The sequence below is a fragment of the Planktothrix mougeotii LEGE 06226 genome, assembly GCF_015207485.1.
Lineage (GTDB): Bacteria > Cyanobacteriota > Cyanobacteriia > Cyanobacteriales > Microcoleaceae > Planktothrix.
The window spans coordinates 1-16,413 of the sequence record NZ_JADEWU010000061.1 but is presented as its reverse complement, the minus strand read 5'-3'; the positions used below and the strand labels follow the sequence as shown (position 1 = coordinate 16,413).

Here is a 16,413-nt window from a genome sequence, read left to right as displayed (position 1 = left end):
GTTAAACCCATATTGACGTTGATTTTTAATAAAAGGGCAATTAAATTAAGAAATTAATTCCTTAATTTTGGCTGGAGTTAATTCTTCTAATTGATTTAATACAATGGTTGCTCCCGCCTTTTCTAAGTTTTGCTGATACCCTTGACGACGTTCTAAATCAGCTTGTTGAATATGGGGCGGAAGCACCCCCACACCGACCCAAATACGGTCAGGTTGCAGTTGTTTGGCTTTAGTTACAGTATACAAATCTGCTACGGTATCCCCAACATAAAGAACCGGGGTTTGTTCATTTTCTTCAGGTTCTAATTCTGCAATGACTTCAAATAATCCTGTGGGGTCAGGTTTCCCCGGAACATCTTCCATCGCCCTTAAAACCAGGGAACTTAAATTGAGTTTACCCTGCAAAACATAGAGGGCTTCATCTCGCATCGCCCCACTAAAGAAACCCCAAAGCATCTGATTTTCAGTTAAATTTTGAAAATAATTCGGGGTACAAAGTAAGGGCTCTGAACAAATATAACCTGTCCATTGTTCGGGGTCTAGTCCTCGATAACGGGACTGGAAAAAATCAATTAGTTGTTGATAATTGAGGGAAATGTCAGTTCTGGTTTTTCCTTGGGCTTCAAAATAACGATAAACTAATTCTTGAGAGGCTTCCCAATCATTATTCCAAATTCCCTCAGATTTGAGAGCATCAATATCGGTGGGGCTGGGACGATAGGCGCCGTTTGTAAACTGTTCGACGGTATCAGCAATAGCCCGTCGATAGGAACCTCCCACATCCCGAATGACTCCATCAATATCAAAAACGACAATAGCGGTTTTCATCATTGACTCCGTTGAGCTTATATCATGCTCAAGGCTACACCTGAACCGGACACTCCGGCAAATCTCAATCAAAGTATTGGCGGATTTGGAAAAAGATCAGGTATTATAGAGGATTGTAATATTTTTAATTAAGCCTGGGATAGACCTGGAGGTGTAATTGTCAAGGTTCGTACTAAAAGTTCTCTGGCTGGATGAGAATGTTGCGCTGGCGGTGGATCAAGTGGTGGGTAAAGGCACAAGTCCTTTAACGTCTTACTTTTTCTGGCCTCGCAACGATGCTTGGGAACAACTGAAAACAGAAATGGAATCCAAACGTTGGATTTCTGAAGGTGATCAAGTTGAGTTGCTCAATAAAGCAACCGAAGTGATCAATTATTGGCAAGAAGAGGGCAGAAATCGCCCCATGAGCGAAGCCCAAGGCAAATTTCCTGAAGTTATCTTCACCGGGAGTAGCTGATCTCCTTCTCGTTGATTTAATTTTTGATTGTGTGAAGTCTCCAACGCCATAGCGACTGCTGGGCGTTGGTTTTGCATGGATAAAATTTACTGGGTTCCTTTGAGTTGCAGCTAACATAGGAATAAGCACAAAAGCTTAGTCTTGTTTTTCCGCATAACCCAACGGAAAATAACAGGGACTGAACCATAGGAGATTTGGCGAAGAGGAAAACCTATGACGAGCACATCTCGAATTCCATACACCACAGAACAAAGTCTGGCGTGGATGCGGGGACTGTTAACCCTGGCTTGGGCGGATGGAAGTTTTGGCGAGGAAGAACATGAGTTAATTGATGCGTTAACCCATGATGAATTAGTCGCTGTCACGAATGTTGACAGTTTAGATCCCATTTCTCCAGAGGAATTAGGGGCTATTTTAGGAACCCATCCTAAACTGGCTGAAAACTTCCTGAGAACGGCGGTAATGGTGGCTTTAGCTGATGGGATTTATTCAATTTGTGAGGATGATTTACTCCATCAATTTTGTCAAGCGTTAAACCTGAAAATAGAAGCGTTAGATACCTTACGCAAAACCTTACAAGATTTATCCCAAATTCAATCGGGGGAGTTAGGGGAAATTTGCATTAGTCAAAATAGCCATGATGATCATCATTTGGATGTTCTCTCCCCGGTTAAACATTGGTTAGACGACTTAGAAATTCATGATTCTAAAGTTGCTCATGCGGTGTGTAAATTAATTCCGCCTCAGTGTCCTTTTGAACGAGATCTCACCATATTTGGGCGCAAGATTATTCATATTCCCCCGATGTGCAAATTGAATCCTTTATATGAACAATTTATCGGGTTACGTTTCCGGGCGTTGTGTTATTTAGCAGATGAATGTCAGGAAGATATCTCTAAATATTGTTAGAAAATAACCCAGTAGAGACGTGCCATGGCGCGTCTCTACATCTGTTCCCTAACCTAACCAAATACTTCATCTTCTATCCCTAACCACCATTCTCCCAAATTCATTAACTCTTCATGCAGTTGAGCTAACTCTTGAATATACTCTTCATGGGAAATTTCAGATCGACGTTCTTGAAGCTTTTTTAAACGTAATTGAACTAATAACCAAGGTTTAGAAATACTATCCGTGCTTTCAATATATCGGGCTAATTCTTGACTATTCATAACTCGGATTTTAATTTATTAATAAAGAATTAAAAACCGGGAATCGGGAAGAAATTATCCCTTCCCCACTCCCAGCTTTTATATTAGGCAGAAGCTAAATTACTGGCAACAAATTCCCAATTCACCAGTTGGCTTAGGAAGTTATCAATATAACCCGGTCTAGCGTTTTGGAAGTCCAGATAATAGGCGTGTTCCCAAACATCTAAGGTTAATAACGGAGTCGCCCCATCCACCATTGGGTTAGCCGCATTAGCCGTTTTGGTGACTTTGAGTTTGCCATTTTCCAGCACTAACCAAGCCCAACCACTTCCAAATTGAGTCGCCGCAGCGTTTTTGAATTCGGCTACAAATTTGTCAAAGCCGCCAAAATCTTGATTAATTTTGTTGGCTAAATCTCCTGTGGGTTCACCACCCCCACCGGGTTTCATACAATTCCAGAAGAAAGAATGATTCCACACCTGGGCGGCGTTGTTGAAGATTCCGACTTTGGCGGGGTCATTGGCCGTGGCTTTGATAATGTCTTCTAAGGATTTATCCGCCAGGTCAGTGTCTTTGATCAGATTGTTTAGATTCGTAACATAAGCCGCGTGGTGCTTACCATGATGGTAGGAAAAGGTCTGCGCCGACATTTTGCTTCCTTCTAAAGCATCGGGGGCATAGGGTAAAGGCGGAAGTTCAAAAGCCATTGTGTTCTATCCTCTCTAAGTAGGTAAAGGTTACTCTAAACAAATCTTTACATCGTTTTGATTTTATATCAAAAATTACATAATTTTGCCCTTTTGTCGTTGATTTTCTGAGACAATGGGGATTATCTGCCCTTAGAGGGAGTCTGTACACAAAAAGGGTTAAGCGTCAACGGTCAACTTTGACCGAATATGATTAAGATTTGTTAAATTAGTTTAATAAAACTAATTTTATCCATATCTTCCCCAGAATTACCATGATTGAAGAGATGAGTAATAGCGACCAACCGCCATTGACAATGGATGTCCACCAGTTACGGGAAGAGCAAGAATTAATTTTAAACCAGATTGATAATGCGATCGCTTTATTTAATTCTTCTCATCATTTAGTATTATTTAATCAAAAATTAGCTGAAATTTGGGGATTATCTCTCAATTTTTTAACTCAACATCCTCCCTTAGAAACGATTTGTTCAGAAGTGGTTGCTCAGGGCTATTGGAGTGAACAACAATGTCAGCAACTCAAAGCTTGTTTGCAGCAAACAGAACTTCCGAATTTATCCTTTTGTATTCAGCAAAGTAACGGTATTTATTTAGAAGTTGAAAGTACCTTAACCCCCCAGGGCAGTCGGTTATTTACGTTCCGAGATGTGACTTATTATCGCAATTCTCAAACCCACTTAAATACAGAAGTTCAGCGATTAAAATTTTTATTAGGGTTAAATGAACGCTTACAAGATTCTGATAATTTACAAGAAGTAGCTCAATTTGCCTTGAATTATTTAGTTTCCGTTATCAATGCGGCTTTTGGCGATGTAAAAGTCATTTATGGAGAGGGAAGAAATCGCCAAGCCGAAACGATTCTGAATCAAATTTCGGGTCAATTTATTGCCACCTATGGAGAACCTGCCATTGCTTTAATGCAGGAAATATTAAAGCATGGAATTCCATTTGGTCAAGGTTTATTATGGGAGGTGGTGGCAACGGGTCAACCGATTTTTGTGCAAAATTATGCTCAACATCCTAAATCTGTTCCTGCTTTTCGCTCTCCCGGAATCGGTCAGTTAGGAATTTTCCCCATCCCAGCGACCAATGGAAAAATTATTGGGGTTTTAACCTTAGAATCACGGGACTTAAGCCGATTTCAACAATATCCTCAACGGGATATGTTAGACGCCGCCTGTCGGACGCTGGGTGCGGCGATTGAACGGACACAAGCACAAACTCGCCTGCGTCAAATTAACGAAGATTTAGAACGCGCTTCTCAACTGAAATCAGAGTTTTTAGCGTCCATGTCCCATGAACTGCGAACTCCCCTCAATAGTATTTTAGGATTTTCCGACTTACTTAAACGCCAGATTGGAGGGACTTTAAATGAACGGCAACTGCATCACATTCAACTGATTGAAAAAAGTGGTCAACATCTCTTACAACTGATTAACGATATTCTGGATTTATCCAAAATTGAAGCCGGAAAAACCGAACTTGATTTACAAATTGTCGATGTTCATCGCCTGTGCACTGAAGGCTTAAAAATGATGCAGCCTCGTGCTGAAAAAAAACGGTTGGCGATGTCTTTAGAATTAGATTATCGATTAAATCAAGCCTTTTTAGATGAACGACGGGTACGACAAATTATTATTAATTTATTGTCTAATGCGGTGAAATTTACTCCAGAGGGAGGAAGTATTAAACTGAGTGGATTTTTAGCTTATGGCAGCCAAATTGATCAAGATTATCGACCAGATTGTTCCCCGGTAAATTCCAGTACACCTTATCTTTGTTTAGAGGTAAAAGACTCAGGGATTGGGATTCCCGAAGAGCGTTGGCATCTTTTATTCCGTCCCTTTCAACAAGTGGATTCTTCTTTAACCCGTCGCCATGAAGGAACCGGGTTAGGATTAGCATTAGTTAAACGACTGGCGGAGTTACATGGCGGCACCGTTTCCTTTCGTTCAACGGTGAATCGAGGCAGCTTATTTCGGGTGTGGTTGCCTTTAACCGAAATGCGTGAAGAATTAAGTCTGAATCGACGACCTCAAGCTTTATCTAAAGCTCAAAAATCTGATGTTTCTGATAGTTCTAACCTGAATTATCCCAATATTCCTCGAATTTTAGTCGTGGAAGATCAACCCTTTAATCAATTATTAGTTTCGGAAATTTTAGAGTTAGAGGGATATCGAGTTGAATTAATTAGTGATGGTCAAACTATGTTAGAAGCCATTCATTCTCCCCTAGTAACTGAAAAATCCTTACCCGATTTAATTTTAATGGATGTGCAGTTACCAGAGATAGATGGGATAGAACTGATGCGTCAACTTCAAAACCATTCTCTGTGGCAATCTGTTCCGATTATTGCACTGACAGCAATGGCAATGGCAGGCGACCGAGAACGCTGTCTAGCCGCCGGTGCATCTGCCTATTTAAGTAAACCTTTAGATTTAGACTTAATGCTGTCTCTGGTGAAATCTTTTCTGGGGTCTTCATCGAAGAAGAAGTATTAAGATATTTCCCAACCGTTTGACAACACCAACGATACGATTACTTCTTTATAACACTTCTTTTAAATTATGAGTTGCATCACTGAGTTTTGCACTTCCGTTTTTAATTTGGTTGACACCGAGAGCCGTTTCATTGGCACCTCGCGTGAGATTATTCATCGCTTGATTAACCTGTTGAATGGCGACGGCTTGCTGTTTAGACGTTAAGGCAATTTGTTGACTACTTTCGACGATTTGTTCCATTGATTTTGACACATCGGAAAAGACTTGAGCCGTTTGGTGAGCCACATGAACCCCAGATTCAACATTTTTTGTTCCTTCTTCAGTCACCACAACTGTTGTTTGAATCATCCGTTGAATATCATTGACTAAGGTATTAATTTTTTGGCTGGATTTTTGACTCGCATCGGAGAGTTTTCTAATTTCAGACGCCACCACAGCAAATCCCTTTCCATGTTCTCCAGCGCGTACCGCTTCAACGGCGGCGTTTAACGCTAACATATTGGTTTGATTTGATAAATCACTAACCACATCAGAAACACTACCAATTTGATGGGTTTGTTCACTTAACTGCACAATTTTTTCAGCAATAGATTCTACTTTGATTTTCAAATTTTCCATTTCTTGTAACGCTTTTTGAATGGCTGTTGTTCCCTGTTCTACCCGAATTAAGGCTTGTTGAGCACCAAAAACAGCCCCTTCTGCTTGTTGAGCAGACTGTTGAGAGGAAGCACTTAATTCATCCATTGTAACGGTTGTTTCTTGAACGGAAGATAATTGTTGATTGGTAATCCGTTCTTGTTCATTAATCGTGGAAACAATCTGACTGGAGAAGGAAGTCACAACCCCGACAACTTCCAAAATAGAATTGACTAATTTCTTTAAAAGAATGATTCCTAAAAATACAAAAAATCCCCCAATCACAAGAGTAACAATCACAGCTATCTGAATAAACTGATTGATAGGTTTTAAAACAACAGATTTGGGAGTTTCATAAACTAAAACAAAAGGATTTTTGCGATTAACTGAATCTGGAAAGATGGTATTATAAGTCATAATTGAGTCGGAAATATCTGTAATCAAGCCATTGCCTCCCGATAGCACTTGCTGAACAACAGCTTGTGAAAAATCAGTTTTAAAATTATGATTTTTATTGAATTCAAACCCCCACTGTTTCTCGGAAAGGGGGTGGCGTAAGTAATATCCCTCTTGATTGATTACAAAAAATTGTTGTTGCAATTCTGAACTTAAATTATCATTATCAGCGAGATCAAACAACCGTTCAATTAAAATATTGGCAACTAAAATTCCTCGTTTCTCACCGGATTGATTATAAATGGGAACTCCATAGCGAATAATGGGTTTATGAGGAATTTCAATTTGATCATTATCTCGACTTAAGTTAATAGGAGAAACATAAACTTGCCCCGGTTTTAAGCTTAAAGTTTGTCGAAAGTAGTCCGATGAAGATTTGTTTTTTAACTCTTTTCGGGGAACAACTGTAACTTGACCATTAGCAACTTTGACTCTCAACAGTTCATTTCCGTCTTCATCTAAATATCTCAATTGATCATAATAAGGTCGATTGCTCAGGAAAGACTTAAAAATAATTGTTAATCGCTCTATCCAATTGGCATAGGTGGATTTATCTTCAGGATCAATGCCTTTGTTCTCCCTAGCACGAACAATTCCTTGAATAGGTGGGGTTTCACTTAAATATAAAATATCAGATTTAAAATTTCCCATAAAAAGATTGAGGGTTTCCCCACTATTTTGTTCCTCATTTTTCATGGAGCGAACAACGGAATCTATTAAATAGTCACGGGAGTTCATAATATTAAATGAACTGACCGCAAGTACGGGAAAAAGAATACTGGCGATCAATAAATATAAAAACTTGTTTTGGGATTTTCCCGGCCATCGAAAGTTAAACATACGTTTTTTGGAACTGGATATTTTTGAAACCCTTTATAAGAGTATTATATCATACTTTTCACTAACCTCTAAAAGTTTAAAATTTATTTACATCTGTTCTTATAACTCCCTTTTTTGTTAAACAACAAATGTAATAAAACCCATCAAAAGGGAACACCTTAACTGGGAACAGGGGTAATACTTCTAGCTGTTTCATATCACTTTTAAATTATTACAACCTATTTGGGATTGCTATACTTAGACTAAAACTGTAAATTAAAGTAACGTTTGATACCCAAGCTGTCACTTTTCAGGGATAATCTAAACTAAGGTATTTTTTATCTAAATTAGAGTTGTACACATGAATACTCCACTCTCGCCTCAGTGCCAAAATCTACAACATCAGGTTGAAGGCTTAGTCAAACTTCTGCATCAAGAACCGTCCCTGCGACAACAGGATATTACGGCGGTGCGTGCATCTTTGAATAAAGTGATTTCCCCCAAGTTTGAAATTGTGTTTGCGGGGGCGTTTAGTGCGGGAAAATCGATGTTAATTAATGCCCTTTTAGAACGGGAATTATTATATAGTGCAGAGGGACACGCCACCGGAACCGAATGTTATATTGACTATGCGGAACCGGATCAAGAACGGGTGGTTTTAACCTTTTTAAGTGAAGCCGAAATTCGCGAACAAGTCGCGGCTTTATGTCAACTTTTAGGACTGTCTTCTAATATTAATATTAATCGCAATGATGTGATTGATTTATTAGTAGAAGGATGTGACAAAATTATTCAGCAAGAAGGAGGCGTGAATAAATCGGAACGAGCCAAAAAAGCCAAGGCTTTAGATTTATTAATTAAAGGGTTTGTGGAAAACCGCGATCGCATTCACACCCTGAATAATGCGACTTATTCAATGGAACAGTTTAACTTTTCTAACCTCAAAGAAGCGGCGGGTTATGCGCGTCGGGGGAGTAATAGTGCAGTCTTAAAACGGATTGAATACTATTGCTATCATCCCCTATTACAAGATGGAAATGTCATTATTGACACCCCTGGAATTGATGCGCCTGTAGAGAAAGACGCTCAATTAACTTATCAGAAAATTGAGAATCCCGATACCTCGGCGGTGGTCTGTGTTTTAAAACCAGCATCAGCCGGAGAAATGACAATAGAAGAGACAGAACTCTTAGAACGAATTCGTCAAAATCCCAGTATCCGCGATCGCGTTTTTTATGTGTTTAATCGCATTGACGAAACCTGGTATAACGCCCAACTCCGTCAACGGTTAGATAACTTAATTTATTCGGATTTTCAGGATACCACCAGAGTCTATAAAACCAGTGGCTTATTAGGGTTTTATGGAAGTCAAATTAAATCAACAACCGGACGCGATCGCTTTGGATTAGATAGTATTTTTGCTGAAAGTATAAAAGGATTTGGGGGAGAAGAAGAAACCCCTCAATTTGTCTATGCTTTTAATAACTATTGTGGTAGTTCTCGTAAACTTCCGCTCCAATTTCGAGTCACCATTAATGGCTATGAATCTCCCAACCAAAACTATGTGAGAATTTTAGCAGATTGGGGACAACCCCTGATTGATCAGTTAATTAAAGATAGCGGAATTGAAGATTTTCGTACCGCCATTACTTACTATTTAACCCAAGAAAAACGTCCCCAACTGTTTAAAAATCTAGCCGATGATTTAGAAGATATTTGTATTCCCCTGCGGAAGTATTACGAATCAATTCAACGGGAATTAGACAGTCAACCCCGTGAAATTGAATCGATGAAAGCCCAGGAATTACAACTGCTGAATCAACAATTGCAAGAAGCCGGACAGGAATTTCGAGATCATATCGCCGAAGAAGTGAATCGCATTATTACCAGTAAATGTGATGGGTTTGAGCAGGATTTTAATCAATTACAATCTCGGATGGTGAGGCGTTTAGATGAATTATTAGATAGTTTTTCTGTCAAAGAAGCTTATAGTCGTGCGACCTTCAGCCATCCTCGGAATGCAACTGCGCCGTTATTAGCGGTTTTAGTCGAAGCATTATATTTTTTAGCAAACCAATTAGAGGATATTTTAGTGGAGGCGGTTCAATCTGTAAATGCGGGGTTTTTCCGTCGTTTAGTTGAACGAGTTCGTAAGACCGAATATTATCGCAAACTCAATCGTTTATTAGGAAATGATGGCGGAATAGAACTGCGGTTAAAACGGTTAGAAGAAGAGGTTAATCAAGCGTTAGTTGCGATGGCTAAAACGGAATGCGATCGCTATGTACGAGAAAGTCCTAACTTCTATGATGAACGAACATTTTCAATTTATCAATTTCGCCAAACTTTATTACAAACCTCATCCAGTTATGATATTAAAGCAATGCTTGATGCAGAACCCGCTATTCGTCAATTGTTGAAGTTAGATTTAGAACCTAAAGTTGCAGAAACTATCAATCAAACCTTCCGCCAAACCGTTAACCAAACCCTAAAAACCCAGTTATTACCGATGACGGAAATTCAAGGGGAAGAAATTATGCAGCAATACAGTCAAGCGCGAGCTTATTTAGAGAATACCTTGGAACAGGAAGCGGAGGAGAAAATCAAAACGAATGCTCGATTTCAGTCGGAAGTAAACCAAAAAATTGAGGAATATAATCAATTTGTTTCGGCGATTAATAGTTGTTTACAGTCGATGCAACTGTTTGAACATTTATTACCAACTATCTCTAATTCTAGTGTCAGTGATGAGCGTTTCGATTTTTAGTGATTAGACCCGTTACCTCTCTAAAAACCCGGTTTCTTCGAGAAACCGGGTTTTTGGGAAGACTGAATTTTAATGTATACTGTCATCAGTAATTCTAGGCTATACAACAATATATTTAGATTGACAAAATATTATCATAGTTATATAATAAATTTGTCAATATTTGATCAGGTTACTAATCACTATGAGCGATGTTGTTGATGTAAAAAACTGTGAAGATTATGAAGTTCTGTTGTTTGGGAATTATACTTGTCTTGTGAAAAGACTAAAACAAGATGTTGAGTATTCTTTGAAAGAACGTGCACAAGCTATTATAGAATCACTTGCCAATAAACAATGTAATAAATCATTTCATGTGATTATAGATAGGTTTAATCATGATAAACAATGGTTTGAAGAAGGAAAAGAGTGCCAACTTTTAAAGTTAGGCGCGAAGGAATGGCAACCCGGAAGACTTAAAATGAAAGTTACTCTCGAATTCTGTCCAGAAGAACCGGAAGAAGAGGAAGATGATGAGGAAGAAGAAATAGACGAAAGGAATAAAGTAGCAAAATCCTTAGATGAGATTCGTCAAAAATTAAACCAAGAAAATAATAGTTAAATAGAAATAGGGTTTCTTCATGAGATATCTTAGTTTTACCCTCTATATAGCAAGTCTAAATCAGTTGTAGAAATGACTTAAAATCTAATTAATTCATCGTAGGGGCGAGGCGCGCCTCGCCCCTAAACTGGGATTTGTGTCCCTTTTTTAGGATTAATAATCTTGATCATTATGAGTGTACAATTCATTTACAATTGCTATACAAACTTAACTTACGGGTTTCCAGGTTCCATGAAATCCATTCGGAACAACACTGGGTAATCCTAACCGACAAACAGGTTCAGCATCTAAATGTTCTGCATCAAAAACCCAAACTTCACTAGAATTTTGATTACCATCATAAACAACCGTTAATACCCATCCTTGTTGGGGGTTATCCTTATTGTGAACAAAAAGAGGTTCCATCGGATAACGATTTTCGCCTAAATTTGCTGCTTGTAACCTTTGGGTTTGAGGGTTAAATCGTGCAATAGAACCAAACATTTCCACCGCAGAATTAACTCCAGGTTGATGAATCGATAAATAGGTATAGTGCGCTTTTTTGCCAACCTCTTGCGGGGAAACGGTGGGAAATTCACAATGGCGGTCTAAGAGTTCTTCTAATTGTAGGAGCTTACCCGTTTGGGGTTGTAAAACCATCCGCCATAACGTTGATATCGATAGGGTGTGAGTCTTTCCAGTAGCGACTTCTTTTAAATATTGATTGGTTTGAAAATCGGGAAAACGGGCAAAATCTACTATAACGGTTCCATCTCCCTCAACATAACCATTACTAAAATGCCACTGAAACCAAGGTTCGGTTTCAATTCGATTCACTAAGTTTAGGGTATGACGATCAATAATTAAAATTTGGGTAGGAGTTTTTTGAGGTTGCCATTGAAATGCTTCACTAAAAGGTTTTAACTGAAACAAAACAGGTAATAGGTTTAATCGTAAGGGAGGAATCACAACAATTAAATATTGACCCGCGAGGACAAAATCATGAATTAAACAAATCCCATCTAAAGGAATTTTATTGTGTTGTATAATTTTTCCGGTGCGATCGCTTCGATATAACATTAACTGAGGTGCACCTGCCAAAACTTGCCCAAAATTAAAAATATCTCCCGTTTCAGGATCAATTTTAGGATGGGCAGAATAGGGCATATTGTCGGTTAACTCGGTGAGGTTATCGAGTCCCCACGTTTCTAAAGTTTGTAAATCTAACCCATGAGGTTGCCCTCCTTCCCACAAGGCTAATAATTTATTGGGTAAGGCTAAAACCGAAGTATTGGCGGCATTTTTTAACGGTTTGGTGAAGCGTTCCCAAAGGTTTCCACCAGGGATCATTCCATAGCCCCCATACATTAAACGGTTTTTCTGTTCTTCCTCTTGATAGGCTGCGGTTTTGACATAACGATAAACTCCCGTTGCGCCTGCGTCGGTGAAATGAACCGCTAAAATAGCCCCATCGCCATCAAACCAATGTCCCACTCGCCGTCCGCCCCGTTCCAACCGTCCGGGGCCATTGCGATAGAGAGACCCCCTTAAACCAGAGGGGAGTTTTCCCGACAAAACGGGTAAGGGTGTGGGGGGAAATTCAGCCGCAGGGGTGGCAAACTGTTGTGACCAGGTGGGTTGAGGAGTTGTTTGTATCATCACAATCACACCGGACAGCATCCGGTTAAAACTTTAGTTACACTCCGAATAATTGTCGCTGAATTTGCTAAAATCTACAGGATTGTCCTGATTATGTTTTGTAATTATCCTTGAACCAAGCTATCAATCTGCCGAAAGTAGATGACTTTTTAGAAGAATTGGCAGCCATTCAACAAACTGGCTCCAAGCGTATTGCTTTGTTGGGTTCCCGTCATATTCCCCTAACCCATCAGAACCTAATCGAGATGATGAGTTATGCCTTAGTTTTAGAAGGCAATCATTTGATTACATCCGGTTCAACGGGGACGAACTCGGCCGCTATAAAAGGAGCAATGCGGGCTGACCCTAATTTGTTAACGGTGATTTTGCCGCAAAGCATGAAGCGTCAGCCGAGAGAATCTCGCAAACAGCTAGAACAGGTCATTCATGTTGTGGAAAATCCCAAGGGGGATGATTTATCCTTAGCTGAAGCCAGTGCACTGTGTAACCAAGAAATTATTTCGCGGTGTCAACAGTTAATTTGCTTTGCCTATCATGAAAGTGTTACCCTCCTGAACACCTGTGAAGAAGCGGAGAATCAGCGCAAAATTGTGACGCTGTTTTATTTGGATTAAAAAGGGGAACCCTTAATGATGCTCAATGGGAAACTTGGGCGCATCAAAATGCCTTTGAAACCGATAGGGCGATCGTTGTTAAACTGGGGTAAAATGCTGATTTTTCAGGGCCTATAATCTTTGAAATTGATTAAATTTTACCCAAAAAACGGCGATCGCCATATCTGTACAGGAATTTTATCGATTGTGAGTTAACTGAGTTTTAATCCGGTTTGTCTAGGATAAAATAACTCAAGTTTTGTTGTTAACCTTTGAATTGATTATGGCTTCTACTTATTCATTTGATGTTGTCAGTGATTTTGATCGCCAGGAATTAGTGAATGCGGTTGATCAAACCGAACGGGAAATTAAAAGCCGTTATGATTTGAAAGATACAAAAACTACCCTAGAATTAGGGGAAACTGCTATTGTTATTAATACCGATAGTGAGTTTACCCTGGATGCTATTCATACGATTTTACAAACAAAATCTGCCAAACGGAATCTATCTTTAAAAATTTTTGATTTTGGCAAAGTAGAATCCGCTAGTGGGAATCGAGTTAGACAGGAAATTAAACTCAGAAAAGGCTTAACTTCAGAGGTAGCGAAACAAATCACTAAGTTAATTAAAGATGAGTTTAAGAAAATTCAAGCTTCGATTCAAGGGGATTCTGTTCGAGTGACGGCTAAATCTAAAGATGATTTACAATTGGTGATTCAACGCCTCAAACAAGAAGATTATCCGGCTGCTTTACAGTTTACTAATTATCGATAATTGAGTAATAAAGATCAAGCAGGAAACCGGATATCAATTAAATTTTTAACCTGAGAGTTTCAGGAAGATCAATTGAGGGATTAGGATACACCTTTAACCGTTGCAATCACCCAATCAAAGGTGTGAAGAACTTCTTGTAAGACCGATTGATCTGGGAGGCTAGATAACTGTAGGGTTGGTTCTCGATATTCTGTCCGTTCTAGGGGAAGAGATAAACCAATCGCACTCAATTTATTTCTGAGTTCTAACCATTTTTCCTGTTGATCAAAAGGAGGTTGAGAACCGTATTTATTAGACGAAATTTCTAAACGTCCTGAAATATCAACGGTAAATAATTTTAAAGGTTTTCGACCTTTAGATTGTAGTAAAGCGGTAAACCCTCCATAGAGATCTCCTGTTCCCCACTGAATGATAACTTCAGGTTCTTGACGTTTGGCCCAGTTGTGAATTTCTTCAGCCATTTCTGCTTCATCGCCACCCCGACGTACCTGGAATTCTTCAAAAAAGGAAACTTCATCCCAACGACGGCGTTCTCCCATCGCACTCAATTTTTTTTGTTGAGCTTCTGCGGTTTGACCAATTAATCGAGGAACTAACGTTTTTAAGCCCTCTTGACTGACATATTGTTTAATTTCTAAGGCTAAAACTTCTACTAAATCCGTTTGTTTATTCAGAAATTCTACAACCCGTCTTAAGGGATTAGCAATATCATCCGCTACAAACACTAAACGTAGTTTTCCAGCTTGCAAATTCGTTCTGACTTTTTGCCAAAATCCATCTTCATTGAGATCAGAACCGAGAAATTCTTCAAAGACTTGTTCGGGATCTCGACCTTGTTCTCGACAGTTGGCTTCAAATTGAGCAATAATAGATTCTATCGGCCAATATAAAGCTAAATTCGCCGCATAATCTAACATTTGACCGATCATTTTTTGTCGCCCTTCCGCATTGCGACTGCGTTTAACAACAACAATGGTAGGGATAGAATCTTGATCCAAAAATAAGTGATCAACTGACCAGCGACTGCCATCATCTTCCTCAGCCGGAATGGTAATATCTCGTGCAATTAATAACCAGCGTCGAGACGTTACCCGATCAACTTCATCCCCAGCTAAAAGATTAGGATAGGTTTCTAATAATTCTTGTATTTGATCTTCAGAATCATAAGGCTGTTCCATCAGTTCCACCAGCCGATCATCATCCTGAATGAGATAAATCCCTCCACCCATAATTATTTACCTTTTTAATTTCTAGGTTAGGTTATTTTTAAGGCTTAATATTCCCCTGTAAACACCCGTTGTGCTGGCCCTGTCATGTACAAATGTTGATCGTGATTTGACCATTCAATGTCAAGACAACCTCCGGGTAATTCCACTGTAACAACAAAATCGCAATTTCCGGTTAAAACTCCAGCCACCACAGAGGCACAAGCTCCAGTTCCACAAGCGAGAGTTGCACCCGCCCCTCGTTCCCAGACTCGCATTTTAATATAATTTCGGTTCACGACTTGAATAAATTCAGTATTTGTCCGTTCAGGAAAAACAGAATGATGTTCAAATAAAGGGCCGATTTCCCCAAGTTTGATCGCCGAGACATCCTCAACAAAGGTAATACAGTGGGGGTTTCCCATACTGACACAGGTAACATTCCAAGACTGTCCCGCCACTTCTAAGGGAATATTAACGACTTTTTCATCAGCAGCGGCTAAGGTTGTCGGAATTTCTTTGGCCGTCAGTCGTGGCTGTCCCATATCCACTTTAACTTGACCATCAAGTTGTAACTGGGGGGTAATCACACCCGCTAAGGTATCGATTTTATAACTCACGGGGTCGGTGATTTCTTGACGGTTTTCTAATTCAGCAATAAATTTAGCTAAACAGCGAATTCCATTCCCACACATCTGAGGTTCGGAACCATCAGAGTTAAAAATTCTCATGGTATAGTCAGTGGTGGGGGTTCCGGGTAGGGCAAAGATGACTCCATCGGCCCCAATGCCAAAATTGCGATCGCACAGTTCTACGGCTTGTTCTGGGGTGATCAGGGGTTCTGATTGATGACGATTATCAATCAAGATAAAATCATTGCCTAAACCGTGATATTTCGTAAATTGAATCGTCATTGATGCCTCCACTGCTATCCTTAACATTATCCGTTTTAACCTTGGAAGTCGGGTGAGCAACAGATTGGAAATCCGGGATGGCTCACTCTTTCCTATTATGATTTGTAACGCTGACTTTTAAACAACTCCTTATGTCTGAATTCAATACTGATTTACCCAGCATTCGCAAAGTTCAAAGCTATACGAAGGATAAAAACGCCGTCGCAATCAAACTCCTCACCAATGATATTCTCGAAGGAACCATTCTTTGGCAAGACCCCAACTGTCTCTGTTTACAAGATCAAAACAACCAACAAATCCTAATTGGCCGTCATGCGATCGCCTTCATCCGTCCCAAGTAGGGGACAAGGGGATGGGGGACCTTG

Annotated in this window: 15 protein-coding genes; 8 read left to right on the top strand and 7 right to left on the bottom strand. The window is 39.6% G+C overall.

Annotated elements, in window-relative coordinates; translation table 11 throughout:
• Positions 1-45: 45 nt before the first annotated feature.
• Positions 46-828, bottom strand: coding sequence for a TIGR01548 family HAD-type hydrolase (locus IQ236_RS20405; RefSeq protein WP_193871000.1), 783 nt, complete (start codon positions 826-828; stop codon positions 46-48).
• Between the two features lie 157 nt (positions 829-985).
• Here IQ236_RS20405 and IQ236_RS20400 point away from each other — a divergent pair, with 157 nt between their 5' ends.
• Positions 986-1,285 carry a 30S ribosomal protein PSRP-3 gene (locus tag IQ236_RS20400; RefSeq protein ID WP_072720109.1) on the top strand — a complete coding sequence of 100 codons (300 nt, stop codon included), beginning with the start codon at positions 986-988 and terminating at the stop codon, positions 1,283-1,285.
• Positions 1,286-1,498: 213 nt separating this feature from the next.
• Complete coding sequence (locus IQ236_RS20395) at positions 1,499-2,194, top strand: Mo-dependent nitrogenase C-terminal domain-containing protein (protein ID WP_193870986.1); 696 nt, start codon at positions 1,499-1,501, stop codon at positions 2,192-2,194.
• A gap of 53 nt (positions 2,195-2,247) precedes the next feature.
• Here IQ236_RS20395 and IQ236_RS20390 read toward each other — a convergent pair whose 3' ends face one another.
• Positions 2,248-2,457 (bottom strand): hypothetical protein, encoded by a 210-nt coding sequence (locus tag IQ236_RS20390; protein ID WP_193870985.1) that lies wholly within the window; start codon positions 2,455-2,457, stop codon positions 2,248-2,250.
• 83 nt (positions 2,458-2,540) lie between these two features.
• Positions 2,541-3,143 carry a superoxide dismutase gene (locus tag IQ236_RS20385; RefSeq protein WP_193870984.1) on the bottom strand — a complete coding sequence of 201 codons (603 nt, stop codon included), beginning with the start codon at positions 3,141-3,143 and terminating at the stop codon, positions 2,541-2,543.
• Positions 3,144-3,409: 266 nt separating this feature from the next.
• Here IQ236_RS20385 and IQ236_RS20380 point away from each other — a divergent pair, with 266 nt between their 5' ends.
• Positions 3,410-5,644, top strand: a complete 2,235-nt coding sequence (locus IQ236_RS20380) for a hybrid sensor histidine kinase/response regulator (protein ID WP_407676162.1) — start codon at positions 3,410-3,412, stop codon at positions 5,642-5,644.
• A gap of 45 nt (positions 5,645-5,689) precedes the next feature.
• Here the strand turns inward: IQ236_RS20380 and IQ236_RS20375 are convergent, their stop codons facing one another.
• The gene (locus IQ236_RS20375) at positions 5,690-7,576 is read right to left on the bottom strand and encodes a methyl-accepting chemotaxis protein (RefSeq protein WP_193870983.1); all 1,887 of its coding nucleotides are present in this window, start codon (positions 7,574-7,576) and stop codon (positions 5,690-5,692) included.
• 340 nt (positions 7,577-7,916) lie between these two features.
• On the opposite strand from IQ236_RS20375, the gene IQ236_RS20370 reads away from it, so the two are divergent.
• Both IQ236_RS20370 and IQ236_RS20365 read left to right on the top strand, forming a co-directional pair.
• Positions 7,917-10,322 (top strand): dynamin family protein, encoded by a 2,406-nt coding sequence (locus IQ236_RS20370; protein WP_193870982.1) that lies wholly within the window; start codon positions 7,917-7,919, stop codon positions 10,320-10,322.
• A gap of 184 nt (positions 10,323-10,506) precedes the next feature.
• Positions 10,507-10,923 (top strand): KGK domain-containing protein, encoded by a 417-nt coding sequence (locus IQ236_RS20365; RefSeq protein WP_193870981.1) that lies wholly within the window; start codon positions 10,507-10,509, stop codon positions 10,921-10,923.
• 207 nt (positions 10,924-11,130) lie between these two features.
• On the opposite strand, the gene IQ236_RS20360 is transcribed toward IQ236_RS20365, so the two are convergent.
• On the bottom strand, positions 11,131-12,561 hold the full coding sequence (locus IQ236_RS20360) for a carotenoid oxygenase family protein (protein ID WP_228041769.1): 1,431 nt from the start codon (positions 12,559-12,561) through the stop codon (positions 11,131-11,133).
• A gap of 110 nt (positions 12,562-12,671) precedes the next feature.
• Here IQ236_RS20360 and IQ236_RS20355 point away from each other — a divergent pair, with 110 nt between their 5' ends.
• Positions 12,672-13,175 carry a DNA recombination-mediator protein A gene (locus IQ236_RS20355; protein ID WP_072721975.1) on the top strand — a complete coding sequence of 168 codons (504 nt, stop codon included), beginning with the start codon at positions 12,672-12,674 and terminating at the stop codon, positions 13,173-13,175.
• 262 nt (positions 13,176-13,437) lie between these two features.
• Positions 13,438-13,929 carry a YajQ family cyclic di-GMP-binding protein gene (locus IQ236_RS20350; protein ID WP_193870979.1) on the top strand — a complete coding sequence of 164 codons (492 nt, stop codon included), beginning with the start codon at positions 13,438-13,440 and terminating at the stop codon, positions 13,927-13,929.
• A gap of 80 nt (positions 13,930-14,009) precedes the next feature.
• Here the strand turns inward: IQ236_RS20350 and IQ236_RS20345 are convergent, their stop codons facing one another.
• Both IQ236_RS20345 and dapF read right to left on the bottom strand, forming a co-directional pair.
• Positions 14,010-15,158 (bottom strand): hypothetical protein, encoded by a 1,149-nt coding sequence (locus IQ236_RS20345; RefSeq protein ID WP_193870978.1) that lies wholly within the window; start codon positions 15,156-15,158, stop codon positions 14,010-14,012.
• Positions 15,159-15,202: 44 nt separating this feature from the next.
• Positions 15,203-16,048, bottom strand: a complete 846-nt coding sequence (gene dapF / locus IQ236_RS20340; protein ID WP_193870977.1) for a diaminopimelate epimerase — start codon at positions 16,046-16,048, stop codon at positions 15,203-15,205.
• A gap of 131 nt (positions 16,049-16,179) precedes the next feature.
• Between dapF and IQ236_RS20335 the strand changes: the two genes are divergently transcribed.
• Positions 16,180-16,389: an Hfq-related RNA-binding protein gene (locus IQ236_RS20335; protein ID WP_193870976.1), complete on the top strand. Its 210-nt coding sequence runs from the start codon at positions 16,180-16,182 to the stop codon at positions 16,387-16,389.
• The last annotated feature ends 24 nt before the right edge of the window (positions 16,390-16,413 follow it).

Excerpts from the sequence above, each read along its gene's own strand:
- IQ236_RS20395 (WP_193870986.1), top strand. The coding sequence starts at position 1,499 with ATGACGAGCACATCTCGAATTCCATACACCACAGAACAAAGTCTGGCG.
- IQ236_RS20365 (WP_193870981.1), top strand. The coding sequence starts at position 10,507 with ATGAGCGATGTTGTTGATGTAAAAAACTGTGAAGATTATGAAGTTCTG.
- IQ236_RS20380 (WP_407676162.1), top strand. The coding sequence starts at position 3,410 with ATGAGTAATAGCGACCAACCGCCATTGACAATGGATGTCCACCAGTTA.
- IQ236_RS20350 (WP_193870979.1), top strand. The coding sequence starts at position 13,438 with ATGGCTTCTACTTATTCATTTGATGTTGTCAGTGATTTTGATCGCCAG.
- IQ236_RS20335 (WP_193870976.1), top strand. The coding sequence starts at position 16,180 with ATGTCTGAATTCAATACTGATTTACCCAGCATTCGCAAAGTTCAAAGC.
- IQ236_RS20345 (WP_193870978.1), bottom strand. The coding sequence starts at position 15,158 with ATGGGTGGAGGGATTTATCTCATTCAGGATGATGATCGGCTGGTGGAA.
- IQ236_RS20405 (WP_193871000.1), bottom strand. The coding sequence starts at position 828 with ATGAAAACCGCTATTGTCGTTTTTGATATTGATGGAGTCATTCGGGAT.
- IQ236_RS20390 (WP_193870985.1), bottom strand. The coding sequence starts at position 2,457 with ATGAATAGTCAAGAATTAGCCCGATATATTGAAAGCACGGATAGTATT.
- IQ236_RS20360 (WP_228041769.1), bottom strand. The coding sequence starts at position 12,561 with ATGATACAAACAACTCCTCAACCCACCTGGTCACAACAGTTTGCCACC.
- IQ236_RS20375 (WP_193870983.1), bottom strand. The coding sequence starts at position 7,576 with ATGTTTAACTTTCGATGGCCGGGAAAATCCCAAAACAAGTTTTTATAT.
- dapF (WP_193870977.1), bottom strand. The coding sequence starts at position 16,048 with ATGACGATTCAATTTACGAAATATCACGGTTTAGGCAATGATTTTATC.
- IQ236_RS20370 (WP_193870982.1), top strand. The coding sequence starts at position 7,917 with ATGAATACTCCACTCTCGCCTCAGTGCCAAAATCTACAACATCAGGTT.
- IQ236_RS20385 (WP_193870984.1), bottom strand. The coding sequence starts at position 3,143 with ATGGCTTTTGAACTTCCGCCTTTACCCTATGCCCCCGATGCTTTAGAA.